A 12602-nucleotide genomic window follows, 5' to 3' on the forward strand; every position below is an offset into this window, starting at 1 on the left:
ATATAAAATTCATATTATTTTTTTTCTATTTTTTTAAAAATATTATTTATCTGATTTATTAATTCTTTATTATTTATATCTTTTATAGATTTTTTGACAATAAAAACAATATCTTTGTTTTCTAATTTAAAAGCTTGTGTACGAAACTGCTCACGTATTTGACGTTTGATGAGATTTCGAGCGACAGCAGTGGGTACTTTACGTTTTGTAATAGCCATACCGACTCGCGGTTCGTCCTGAGTATTAGCACGTACAAAAGCCATCAGGTGACCTTGATGAAGCTTGCGCTCAGGTGCATCAAACACCTCACGGAACGCTGCTGGTGTCAGTAAGCGCTGTTCTTTAGTAAAGCGAGCAGTAGGTGTAGCTGAGACAGTATTGGGCATATTACAACCTAGTATAAGAGCAAATGACGAGATTAGAAATAATAGTAAAATATAGAGACAAAAAAAGCGCCTATGTGGGCGCTTTTAATATATGGCTACGTGTCAGTTGTAATGATTGACTATCGCAATCTATAAATAACAGAAAAGCAATAAACATTACTAGCAATGCTTACCGCTGTTTACTGATTATACAGTAAGACGATGACGTCCTTTAGCGCGGCGACGAGCCAAGACCTGACGGCCTTTTTTAGTTGCCATACGAGCACGGAAACCGTGAGTACGTTTACGCTTGATCACGCTTGGTTGGAATGTACGTTTCATAACTCACCTATCAAAATAATGGACTAAATTCGTAATAACGGAGGATTATATCATTCTATATGGTTTTGGTCAATAAACTAATTTAGTTTGTCTTTATTACTGAGTATTCTGCTGTAGAGAAAGACTCTTTTTGAATTAAGTAGTGTCTGTAAATCTAATATTTAGTTATTAGAAATCATAGTTAATTTACACTCATTTTTGGAAGTTATCCACAGTTTGTCTCGAACTCTATAATAATTAATTGATTAATATATATAGATATTGTTGTTATTGGGAGCTGTATTTTCTGTGGTTAAGTCGATTTTTCCTTTAATTATCAAAATACTAGACTATGGGTAAGCCTGTGGATAACCTGTGGGTGAAATATGGATAACTCAAGTTCTGGACTTATCCCCAAAACTATCCACAGCCTTATCCACAAAAAACAAGGTGTTATCCACAGGGCTATTGTGTTAGATTATCACCCTGCTCGGCAGATGATTTTGTATAGTTCGCCAAGATGGTTTTTGGTTTAATAATTATGGATGGCGATAAGTATTAATCAACCGCTTATAGCGTTAAGACACATCTATTATTTCAGATTATAGGGTTAATATTTTTCATGATAGACACAGCAAATATTTGGGATAAATGTCTAAACGATTTACGATATAACGTTAAAGACAACGTATTTACCATGTGGTTGAGGCCCTTGTCAGCGCATCAAGAAGCGCAAACGCTTATCATACTTGCCCCTAATGACTACTTTGTAACTTATATCAAAAAAAACCATCTGCAGGATATCCAGCAGCTGGTTGCTAAGCATAGCCAAGGCAGTATCGAGGAGGTTGTGGTACGTGTTGATAATGCTGATCGTAATACGAATGATACCAATCAGTTGCAATCAGGGTCTTTGTTTGTGGAGGATAAGCCCTCCCCTACCCCTGCAGATCATAGATTTGAAAGCATTCATCATAACAATGCAAAAGCAGATATCGATGCTAATATGCGTCACACAGAATCAATTGATTCTGCCGATGTGAAATCGCTAAGTTATCTAAATCCTGATTTTACCTTTGAGACATTTGTCACTGGTAAGTCCAATAATCTGGCCTACAAAGCTTGTTATGAGCTTGGTAAGCGCCAATCGAAAAATCGTCACAATCCTCTATTTATATACGGCCCTTCTGGTTTGGGAAAAACGCATTTAATGCATTCTGTAGCACATCGCTATTTAAAAAATAATCAAAGTTTTTATTATTTCACTTCTGAAAAATTTATTAATCAATTAGTTTATTCATTAAGAAATAATAAAATAGAAGATTTTAAAAAGAAAATTAAAAAAGTAGATTTATTAATTGTAGATGATATTCATGTATTGGCAGGAAAGACCAAAAGTAGTAATGAGTTTTTAACCTTGTTTGCAGATTTTACGAGCGGTGATAAACAGTTGATACTGGCCTCTGATCGTCATCCGTCACAAATGACTGAGTTTGATGAACGATTCAGATCACGTTTTTCTTGGGGATTAACCGTCGCCGTCGATCCTCCTGAGATTGATACTCGAGTACAAATTTTACAAAAAAAGGCGGCTTCATATGGCATGACTCTACCTAAAGAGTGCGCTCTATTCATTGCACAAAATGTGGTGTCTAATGTCAGACGTTTAGAAGGCGCACTCAATCAAGTATTTGCTAATGCCAACTTGACAGGGGCTCAGATCACCCTTGAGATGGTGCAATATGCGCTAAAAGATATCGTTGCGATGCGCGTCCAAGCCGTTAATATGGATAATATTCGTAAGGTCGTCGCAGAATACTATGACGTGACCGTCAAAGATATTATGGGACGCAAACGCACGCGCAGTATCGCTAGGCCACGTCAAATAGCCATGGCATTGTCACGAGAACTGACAGGCGATAGCTTTCCTGAGATTGGTCAATCGTTTGGTGGACGCGATCACACGACGGTGATGCATGCTTGTGATAAGGTCAATGAATTGCGAGCCGCAGATCCAGCGTTTGATAAGGATTACAAAACACTAGGACTTATGCTGCAAGCTGGTTAGCGGGTCGTGGTATCTCTATGTTTTAGTAGAGTAATATGGTTTATAATACTGAAAATATGAGCACACAGATAGCAGCAGTTCTAAATAAAATAAGGTCAAATATTATCACGCGCTACTGGTATAAATTTTCTTTGCTTGCTGTGCTTACTCAGAGAGAGGCGGCAAAAAACTTATCCCAGTAGCACAATGTTTGTTTTACAGTGGATCGACTATACTTCATAGATTATAGGCAGCAGACAGGGTATTATTGAGCCCATATGCCACATTCATACAAAAAAAATCATTCAAATAAGAGTAACTAAGCATGCAATTATCGATTAATCGAGAGTCGTTACTAAAAGCCATTAATTTGATTGCCAAGGCAGCTGATAAGCGCCACAACATGGTTATTTTGGGCAATATCAAGCTACAGCTGTCTGATTCAGCGCTTATTTTGACCGCTTCTGATTTAGAGGTAGAGCTAACGTCGACATTGAAACTGCCTGCCGGTGCTTGTGTTGAAGCAGGTACGACCACGTTACCTGCAACAAAGTTGAGAGATATTTGTAAATCACTGCCTGCACAAGCGCAAGTCAATCTTGCTACTCAAGAAAACGAACGCTGCTTGTTGACCAGCGGCAAGAGTCGTTTTACCTTAGGAACTTTGCCTAGCGAAGATTATCCAAGCTTGGGCAATCCTGAAAACATCACGCCGTTGACCATCAGTCGTAGTCGTCTTATCGATTTGATTCATAAAACTCAGTTTGCGATGGCCATTCAAGACGTCCGTTATTATCTAACGGGTATGTTATTTGACGTCTCACAGCAGCAATTGACGACAGTGGCTACCGATGGGCATCGATTGGCCTTGGCGCGCAGTGTCATTGATGTGAGCGCTGATCTGAATATGCAGTCTATTCTGCCACGTAAGGCAGTGATTGAGCTTGAGCGCTTGGCTACTGAGTTAGGAAAAATGCTGGGCGACCAAGACAATCAAGTCATATTAAGCTTTGGTCGTGAGTTTTTGCAAGTGAGCTTGCCCTTTGGTGAAGTGGATAGTGCGGGGCAAATGAATCAAAACTTGATGGTTACTTTCACCGCCCGTTTGATCGATGGCAAGTTTCCTGACTATCGCCGTGTAATGCCCAGCAATACCGACAAGCTCGCTTTATTCAACCAAGAAAAAATGACAGATGTGCTGCGCCGCGTCGCCATTTTGAGCAATGAAAAATCTCGTGGTGTGGTGTTCAACTTTGCCAGCGATGGCATGGTAGAAGTGCGTGCCAATAATGCTGAGCAAGATGAAGCAGTTGAGATGATACAAGCCAAGTATCAGGGCGAGCCGATGGAGTTGTCTTTTAATGCCGCTTATTTACAAGATGTATTGGGTGTCATTCAAGGCGATTTACAGATGCATATGAGTCAATCAAATGCCTCGGTATTGGTCAATCAGCTAAATGATGAGTTCCATCAGTATGTCATCATGCCAATGCGTATATAGTGTTTTTTGGATAATATATTGCGTTTTTTTGAAGGATTGGGAGCAGGGCTGTAGAGCCATTTTTACGATTAAAGTCCAGCACCCAAGGTTATCCGATCCATGCTATAAATCAAACTTTTGCCTACTATTTTAGTGGCTATTTTAATAGGCGGCTGTCGATATTATGATTGAACGTCTACAAATCTCTCATCTTCGCAATCTGACCCAAGTCAATCTACATTCCGCTGCTTGCAACGTCATTATTGGCGCAAATGGCAGTGGAAAAACCTCATTACTTGAAGCCATATTTTTGTTATCAAGAGGCAAAAGCTTCCGTCATCATCAGCCAAAACGCTATATTCAACACCATCAAAATGCTGCCACGGTTTATGCCAAGATCAATGATAGCAGTACCTTGGCTATTCAAAAGCAAGCTGATGCGACGACGGTTCTACGTCTCAATCAAACGACTGTCTACAATCAAAGTATCTTAACTGAGCAGTTACCAACATTACTGATAGATCCATCGACCATGGATATGTTGGAGCAAGGTAGTGCCAGTCGTCGACAACTATTAGATTGGTTAGTGTTTCACATGAAACAAGGGTTTCATCCCCAATGGGTGGCCTATCAACGTCTGCTAAAACAGCGCAATAGTTTGCTAAAAAAGACGCGACATTTGACTCAAGTGCAGCTGGCTGAGTTAAAGTCATGGGACAAAGGGCTTAGCAATCATGCCGCACTTATCCATCATTATCGTGAGCATATATTTGCAGAATGGCAGCCTTATTTTGCGGACAGTATTGCTCAACTGCTGCCAGCTTATGCTGAACAGTTGAGCTTGAGTTATAACGCTGGCTATGACACCAGTATTGCGCTTGATGTGCAGCTAAACGAGCGGTTGGAGCAGGATCTACAACTGGGTTATACCCGCATTGGTAATCACCGTGCTGATATTCATGTCCATTGGCGATCTAGCAATTCAGCACAAACCAATAGCGAGTATGCAAATAACGCTCTAGAAACCAATGTGAATGTCACATTGGCCATTCTGAAAGAGCAGGCAGCCAACGTACTGTCTCGCGGTGAAAAGAAGCTATTAATTACCGCATTACGTTTATCACAATTGCCGTTGTTGCTTCATAACGAAAAAGGTAGTGAGGTTGCCAATAACGACTTTAAATATCGAGTGACGCCCGTGGTATTGCTAGATGATATTACTGCCGAGTTAGATGATCGAGCGATAAAGATTTTATTATCAACGTTATCACAGCTGCCGTGTCAGGTGTTTATGACCAGCTTGACCGAAGATATTGTTCCTTTGGTTCAAGGTTTATGGTTAGATCCTAAGATGTTTCATGTGAAACAAGGTCAAGTACTCTCACTTTAAAGCAGTCCTCTTTTATATCTTTGAGCCCGTCTATTTTTTACCTCTTTTGCCCTTCATATATATACTCCGTCATCTCTATTTAATGCATTATTTCTTTATATTATTTACTGTCTTAAGCGGTGCGTTTAGTAGCCATAAAACTGCCAGTAAACAGTGACTTAGAGACAAAAAAATGCTAAAATAAGGCTTTATTTTTGTCCTGTTCTCAGCAAGTTGTTTGATGGCGTTATGTAGATATTTTTTATTATTCACAAATTTTAAGTGATTGATAAATATGGTTTTTATTTACTCTTTTTAGGCTTCAATAATTTTTAAGAAAAAGAAGCCAATAGAGGATAGGTAAGAGGCTGACTGTAGGTCTTTTGATTCTATATAATCTCACACGAATTATTGGTCAATCGTGTTTTAACCAATAATTCGTATCAAAATTTTTGACTATAAACGTTACGTCTAAAATAACGTTATGAGGCGCTATCGTATCGGTGCGCCAATAACAAACGGCTGATTATGGCTAGATTAAGGAATGCACATGAGTGATTCATTACCGACAGACCATGAACAATTGACAGCAGACAGTGTGGTTGAAACGACTGTACCCGCTGTGGTGACTGCAAGTTCACCTTCTGATTATAGCTCCAAAGATATTCGTGTACTGCGCGGATTAGAAGCCGTACGCGTGCGCCCTGGTATGTACATTGGTGATACGGACGATGGTACTGGTCTACATCATATGGTCTTTGAGGTGGTGGATAATTCTATTGATGAGGCGCTTGCTGGTCATTGTGATCAAATTGATATCATCATCCATGAAAACGAATCGGTTAGCGTCATGGACAATGGTCGCGGCGTGCCTGTCGATATCCATCCAGAAGAAGGGGTGTCTGCAGCGCAGGTTATTATGACCGTTTTGCATGCCGGCGGTAAGTTCGATGACAATAGCTATAAAGTGTCAGGCGGCTTACATGGTGTAGGTATATCGGTTGTCAATGCTTTGTCCAAAAAGCTTGAAATGAATATTTGGCGTGAAGGTTATCACTATCATCAAACCTATACTGATGGTGTACCTGATGCTGATATTCAGCAGATGGAGCCGACGGATAGAACAGGCACACAAATCCGTTTTTATCCCAGTGCTGATGTCTTTACTGGCACTATCTTTGAGTACGACATTTTAGCCAAACGTCTGCGTGAGCTGTCGTTTCTTAACTCTGGTGTGCGTATTGTTTTAACGGATGAGCGTATCGATAAGCGTCACGAGTTTGAGCACAAAGGCGGCTTGTCAGAGTTTGTCAGCTACATCAATGCGGGTAAAGATGGCGTCAATGAAGTATTTCATTTTATCAGCAATCAAGACGATGGTATCAGTGTTGAAGTGGCGCTACAGTGGACAGATACCTATAACGAAAAGGTATTATGCTTTACTAACAATATTCCACAGCGCGATGGTGGTACGCATTTATCAGGTTTTCGCTCAGCACTGACGCGTTGCTTGAACAGTTATATGGATCGCGAGAACTTATTTAAAAAAGAGAAGGTTGTCGCGACGGGTGATGATGCTCGTGAAGGATTGACGGCCATCGTTTCAGTCAAAGTGCCTGATCCAAAATTCTCAAGCCAGACCAAAGATAAGCTGGTCTCAAGCGAAGTAAAATCGGCAGTTGAGTCAGCCATGCACGATAAGTTTAACGACTATCTGTTAGAGAACCCAAGTGCGGGTAAAGCGATTGCGAATAAGATCATCGATGCAGCACGCGCCCGTGATGCCGCTCGTAAAGCACGTGAAATGACTCGCCGTAAAACGACGTTGGATATCGCAGGTTTGCCGGGTAAATTGGCGGATTGCCAAGAAAAAGACCCCGCATTATCAGAGCTATACATCGTGGAGGGTGACTCGGCAGGTGGATCAGCGAAACAAGGTCGTAGCCGTAAAACGCAGGCTATTTTGCCTCTAAAAGGTAAGATTCTGAACGTCGAGCGCGCCCGTTTTGACAAGATGCTGTCGTCTGCTGAAGTTGGTAATTTGATTACTGCACTTGGTTGCGGTATTGGTCCTGATGAATATAATCCTGATAAAATACGCTATCATAAAATCATTATTATGACCGATGCCGACGTTGATGGATCACACATTCGCACCTTGCTATTGACCTTCTTTTTCCGTCAAACGCCTGAGCTGATCGAGCGTGGTTATGTTTATATCGCTCAGCCACCGCTGTATAAAGTCAAAAAAGGACGTCAAGAGCTGTATCTGAAAGATGATGAAGCGCTTAAAGCGTATTTATTGTCGTCAACCATTGATAGTACCAAGCTACATATCAGTGCTGATGCGCCTGCTATCACGGGCCAAGCATTAGAGACCCTATTGAATGATTATAATCAAACGCAGCTGATTAAAGCACGTTTGCAGATTCGTTTCCCAGCTGTGATTTTGGATGCGCTAACCCATACGCCAAAGCTTAGTACGGACATGACTTATGATGAGTCTGCCATGCAAGCATGGAAAGAGGCTATGCAAACCCAGCTTGATCACTTTGGTCGTGATCTTAGCCCTGAGATTGAATTGATTAATATTCATGCGCCTCAACCAAAAAATATGGACGCTGCTGCTGCCGATTTATTGGGTATGAAACCACAAGTAACAGCGCAAGAGTCTGCTGATAGTGAAGCGCTATCTACTAAAGCACAGTGGTTGCCACGCGTTACTATCTATGTGCATCAGTTGGCCCATCATTATCTACTGGATTCTAGTTTTATTAATTCAGGCGAGTATAGCAAGTTGCTTCGTTTATCAAGCGAGTGGAATACGTTATTGGCAGATGATGCCTTTATCCGCCGTGAGGCAAGTGCGGGCACGACCAAAGATATTCCAATACGCGACTTTGATTATCTATGGCAGCAAATGATGCTGGATGCCCGTCGCGGTCTGGCCATTCAGCGTTATAAAGGGCTGGGAGAGATGAACGCTGATCAGCTTTGGGATACAACGATGGATCCTGAAAACCGTCGCATGCTGCGTGTCACGATCGAAGATGCCATCGCTGCCGATCACATGTTTACCTGTTTGATGGGCGATCATGTCGAGCCGCGCCGTATCTTTATCGAAGAAAATGCGCTGACGGTCTCTAATTTAGATATCTAAGTTTGACAGCCAATTTAGGCATTTAGATTAAAGAAATCTGGTTTTAATAAAAAGTCACCTTGTTCGCAAGGTGGCTTTTTTGTTTCACATGAAACACTATATTCAAAACGCTCTAAAAACGCTACGGTACTGCTGCTATCGCTATGCATGTTTTTGTAATGAGGATTTTGTCGCCTCTGTATACGCAGGCACAGCAAGCAAAAAAATTGATAGTAGCAGTGCGTGATGTATCGATATTACTTTTCACTAACTATATAATAAAACGTTATCAAAACGAGTGACTAGGGCATGTCATCAATTAGCACACTTAATCATTTAGTGGTCTTCAAATGGCTAAATTTTGCCAAACATCGTCAAATAGCTAGTCAATATCTCGATATTATCTGCGTTATTTTCCTTGTTTGACGGCAATTTATCTCATTTTAAGCCTCACAATCTAAATGATGACACGCCCTAGTAGGAGTTCTATCATGCTAACTGCAGAACAAAAACAATACTTATCAAAATTACCCAAAGCGACGCTGATTAACTTCGTTGCTGAAGTTCAAGGCGTTGATAAGCTGCTGGATAAAAAGATTGAGCGTCTGTTATTACAATCGGACAAACCTAAGCTCATAAAAAAATTAACCTCAAATCTAAAAGGGCTTAGACGTCGCCATAAGTTCATCGAATACTGGAAACTTAATGAATTCGTCACAGAGCTACAGTACTTAGTTGATGACATTATGAGTCTTTATCCTGAACAGCCAGAAACTTGCCTCAATTTGCTAGAATTATTCTTGAGTACAAGCAACAGCAGTATCGAGCGTTGTGAGGATAGTAGCGAAGTAGAAAAAATATATAAGCATCTGGCACAATTTTGGTTGATAGTGGCTAAGCATTGTTATGAACAAGATAGGGATAGTGTGCCAGTCGATGAACAAGACATCTTGAGTCAGGCTTGGCAATCAAGAGTCAAAATCATAATCGATGAGAACGACTATGAGGTTAAAGAGGTGCTGACATTAGGAATTAAACTGTTGTTATCAGAATCAGAGATTCGCGGACTGATAGGGGATTATCAAGATTATTATCAGCGTTTGTTTTCGAAAAATGCCATCGATAAAGCGAAGACGTCATACGATAATGAGAGAGCGAATCATCAAGAAAAGCTGAAAACAGAAACCACTTTGATAGGACTTGCTAGCGCACTAGGCGATGTGGATTTATTTGAAACGCTCTATCTGACTGTCTATCCCAAACAGCAATTCACCCGACTATTGCAGTTCCTCATCGATAATAAAGCCTACTCGCGAGCACAGTATTATCTAAATAATGAATGGCAGAGCCATAACCTGCAAGAGCAAGTCAAGCGCTTAGACTGGCTAAACGAGATTTACCAATTGCAAGGTAATACTGAGTTGCAATTGCAAACCCTTGGCGAAGCATTTGAGTTGTCTTCAACCCCTAAGCGTCTAAAAGCGATCATGACTATCGCGAGCCCAGCTCAGCAATCACAATGGCGTAAAAAAGCCTACGATTTAGCGAATCAGCAAACAGATATTATGATGGCAGTAGCCTTGTTATTGGAGATAGGGGACACCGCGCTTGCCAGCCAAATAGCGGTTACGCGTCATCGTGAGTTTGCAGATGTCTACTATGAAAGATTGACTCAACTGTTAAAAGAGCTGCCAGAGGATACGTCACTTATCCAAGTCATTATTTACCGTAGCTTGATTGATGATATCTTAGATAATGCTCGCAGCAAAGCTTATGGTCATGCTGCGCGTTATTATAAAAAACTAATCCAACTGGATAGCAGGCTTGAGTTTATTGCTAATAGTTATAGTAGCCTTGCCTCAAATAAGGATTATATAAGCGCGCTCAATGACAAACACGGCAAAAAATACAGTTTTTGGGAACGAGTAAATGATTAAAGTAATATGTATAGTCGAGCCACTATAAAATCAATACAGTAAAATAAATGCAGTGCTCCTAAGATAAATTTTGTCAAACGTCGTCAAATAACGGGTTAATATCTCGATATTATCTGCGTTATTTTCCTTGTTTGACTACCATTTATCTCATTTTAAGCCTCACAATCTAAATGATGACACGCCCTAATTCTAATTGACTAAAACTGATGAAAATACGCCTTTATAATTCAATAAAAAACACCGCTTTGACTATCAAAGCGGTGTTTTTGTTTCACGTGGAACTTAGCATAATTATATTTATGACCATTAGAACGATGAAAGTTCTATCATTTCAGAGCAAGCTTAGTTGATCTGTGACGCTCTGATTTTTTGATCTGTCTTATATTGACTCAAGGCATAAACGGCCCAAATCGCTGCTGGCAACCAACCGATGATAGTGATTTGTAATATCAAGCAAATAATACCAGCAATAGGGCGGCCGATAGTAAAAAATAGGAAAAATGGAAATAATATGGCGATGATTAAACGCATTATAATAGTCCTATAATATTATCATTCAATTGATTTTACTAGGGCGTGTCCTCAATCTGAACAAAAGCGACTAAATGGGCTAAAAATAGCTAAATCTTGCCAAACTGCATCAAATAGCTAGTCAATATCTCGATATTATCTGCACTATTTTCCTTGTTTGGCTGCCATTTATCTCATTTTTATCACCATTTTCAGATTGACGACACGCCCTAGCTACGCATTCAGCTATTGACGATCAAATGGTTTTTAAGGGAGTTGAATAAATAGGTTTTAACAACTCGATTAGCAACATAGTTTTGTTTCACGTGAAACTTTATTCAATGCTATTGCTATTGCCGTTTATGCTTCATCATCAGTATGAAAGCGCCACGCTAGAATACGCGTATTCTTTTGACCTTGACTCATCTCAATGATGCGCATTTGCGCCACATCTAGCTGCTTTAATAAAAGCTGCAAAGGTTTTACGTTTTCAGATTTTGATACTAAGGTCGTGAACCAGCCAACGTGCTCGGCAAAGCTTTGACTCTCTTTTGCCATCTTGGTTAAAAAGGTAATCTCGCCACCTTCACTCCATAACTCTTTGTGCTGACCGCCAAAGTTTAGGTTTTGTGCGGCGTTGCCTGACTTCGTTGAGCTGCGACTTATTTGTTCGCTCTCATTTTTGCCGCGATGTCGTTGCAAGTTATGCTGCTTACGACTATTTGCTTCCATCGCTTCTTCGAGTGAGGCATGAAAAGGCGGGTTGCAAACCACCACATCAAAATAATCTTGACGACCAATGATGTTTTTGAAGATGACTTTTGGCTCAGGTTGTAGTTTTACTTTCACCGCGCTTTTTAGCTTTGGATTGGCGTCGCAAATAAGGGCGGCGGTATTGACAGAAACGGGATCGATATCACTCGCCGTAAAGCGCCAGCCGTAGCTTTGGCTGCCAATAATGGGATAAATGGCACTGGCACCCGTTCCAATATCGAGCGCATGGATTTCTTTGCCCATGGGCGGCGTATTGTCGTCATTGACGTGGGTGGTTTGTGCAAGCAGATCGGCAACATAGTGAATATAATCTGCACGACCCGGAATAGGCGGACACAAGTAACCTTCAGGAATGTCCCAAAACTTGACGCCATAATAGTTAGCCAATAGGGCTTTATTGAGTACACGTACCGCTTGATGATCAGAGAAATTAATCGTCGGCTCGCCATTGGGATTGGTAATGGTATGATCGGCAAGCTCAGGCAAAGCGCGAGTCAATACGGCAAAGTCATAGCGACCTTGGTGCGGATTGCGCGGATGCAGCTGACCGAGTTTCTTAGCAGTCTCGGGCGATCTATTTCTGTGATTATTGGTGGTCGGGCGACGGTTCATAGGCTTACTGGTCATAGTATCGGGCTTTGATGTTTGAATATAATCAAT

9 protein-coding genes are annotated in these 12602 nt (G+C 40.9%); 5 read left to right on the forward strand and 4 right to left on the reverse strand.

The genetic code is table 11. From position 1 onward, the window contains the following. Positions 1 to 14: 14 nt before the first annotated feature. Both rnpA and rpmH read right to left on the reverse strand, forming a co-directional pair. Complete coding sequence (gene rnpA / locus JMX48_RS12730; protein ID WP_201538390.1) at positions 15 to 386, reverse strand: ribonuclease P protein component; 372 nt, start codon at positions 384 to 386, stop codon at positions 15 to 17. Between the two features lie 186 nt (positions 387 to 572). After that, a complete protein-coding gene (rpmH, locus tag JMX48_RS12735; RefSeq protein WP_007394757.1) occupies positions 573 to 707 on the reverse strand; it encodes a 50S ribosomal protein L34 in 135 nt (44 codons plus the stop codon). A 601-nt stretch (positions 708 to 1308) separates the two neighbouring features. Here rpmH and dnaA point away from each other — a divergent pair. The 5 genes from dnaA (at position 1309) to JMX48_RS12760 (ending at position 10658) form a co-directional block, all read left to right on the forward strand. Continuing rightward, a complete protein-coding gene (gene dnaA / locus JMX48_RS12740) occupies positions 1309 to 2754 on the forward strand; it encodes a chromosomal replication initiator protein DnaA (protein WP_201538392.1) in 1446 nt (481 codons plus the stop codon). A gap of 304 nt (positions 2755 to 3058) precedes the next feature. Continuing rightward, entirely contained in the window at positions 3059 to 4234 is a 1176-nt protein-coding gene (gene dnaN / locus JMX48_RS12745) for a DNA polymerase III subunit beta (RefSeq protein ID WP_201538393.1), read from the forward strand. Between the two features lie 163 nt (positions 4235 to 4397). Then, positions 4398 to 5603: a DNA replication/repair protein RecF gene (gene recF, locus JMX48_RS12750; RefSeq protein WP_201538395.1), complete on the forward strand. Its 1206-nt coding sequence runs from the start codon at positions 4398 to 4400 to the stop codon at positions 5601 to 5603. A gap of 529 nt (positions 5604 to 6132) precedes the next feature. After that, on the forward strand, positions 6133 to 8742 hold the full coding sequence (gyrB, locus tag JMX48_RS12755; protein ID WP_201538397.1) for a DNA topoisomerase (ATP-hydrolyzing) subunit B: 2610 nt from the start codon (positions 6133 to 6135) through the stop codon (positions 8740 to 8742). A 470-nt stretch (positions 8743 to 9212) separates the two neighbouring features. Continuing rightward, positions 9213 to 10658 carry a DUF6880 family protein gene (locus tag JMX48_RS12760; protein WP_201538399.1) on the forward strand — a complete coding sequence of 482 codons (1446 nt, stop codon included), beginning with the start codon at positions 9213 to 9215 and terminating at the stop codon, positions 10656 to 10658. Positions 10659 to 11000: 342 nt separating this feature from the next. Here JMX48_RS12760 and JMX48_RS12765 read toward each other — a convergent pair whose 3' ends face one another. Further along, the gene (locus tag JMX48_RS12765) at positions 11001 to 11189 is read right to left on the reverse strand and encodes a YqaE/Pmp3 family membrane protein (protein ID WP_201538401.1); all 189 of its coding nucleotides are present in this window, start codon (positions 11187 to 11189) and stop codon (positions 11001 to 11003) included. A gap of 339 nt (positions 11190 to 11528) precedes the next feature. Beyond that, positions 11529 to 12569, reverse strand: a complete 1041-nt coding sequence (gene rlmF / locus JMX48_RS12770; protein WP_201538403.1) for a 23S rRNA (adenine(1618)-N(6))-methyltransferase RlmF — start codon at positions 12567 to 12569, stop codon at positions 11529 to 11531. Between the last annotated feature and the right edge of the window lie 33 nt (positions 12570 to 12602).

It is taken from the genome of Psychrobacter immobilis, from assembly GCF_904846225.1.
GTDB classification, from domain to species: domain Bacteria; phylum Pseudomonadota; class Gammaproteobacteria; order Pseudomonadales; family Moraxellaceae; genus Psychrobacter; species Psychrobacter immobilis_F.

What these genes read in the sequence shown, in the direction of transcription:
- rnpA (WP_201538390.1), bottom strand. Translation starts at nt 386, where the DNA reads ATGCCCAATACTGTCTCAGCTACACCTACTGCTCGCTTTACTAAAGAA.
- rpmH (WP_007394757.1), bottom strand. Translation starts at nt 707, where the DNA reads ATGAAACGTACATTCCAACCAAGCGTGATCAAGCGTAAACGTACTCAC.
- dnaA (WP_201538392.1), top strand. Translation starts at nt 1,309, where the DNA reads ATGATAGACACAGCAAATATTTGGGATAAATGTCTAAACGATTTACGA.
- dnaN (WP_201538393.1), top strand. Translation starts at nt 3,059, where the DNA reads ATGCAATTATCGATTAATCGAGAGTCGTTACTAAAAGCCATTAATTTG.
- recF (WP_201538395.1), top strand. Translation starts at nt 4,398, where the DNA reads ATGATTGAACGTCTACAAATCTCTCATCTTCGCAATCTGACCCAAGTC.
- gyrB (WP_201538397.1), top strand. Translation starts at nt 6,133, where the DNA reads ATGAGTGATTCATTACCGACAGACCATGAACAATTGACAGCAGACAGT.
- JMX48_RS12760 (WP_201538399.1), top strand. Translation starts at nt 9,213, where the DNA reads ATGCTAACTGCAGAACAAAAACAATACTTATCAAAATTACCCAAAGCG.
- JMX48_RS12765 (WP_201538401.1), bottom strand. Translation starts at nt 11,189, where the DNA reads ATGCGTTTAATCATCGCCATATTATTTCCATTTTTCCTATTTTTTACT.
- rlmF (WP_201538403.1), bottom strand. Translation starts at nt 12,569, where the DNA reads ATGACCAGTAAGCCTATGAACCGTCGCCCGACCACCAATAATCACAGA.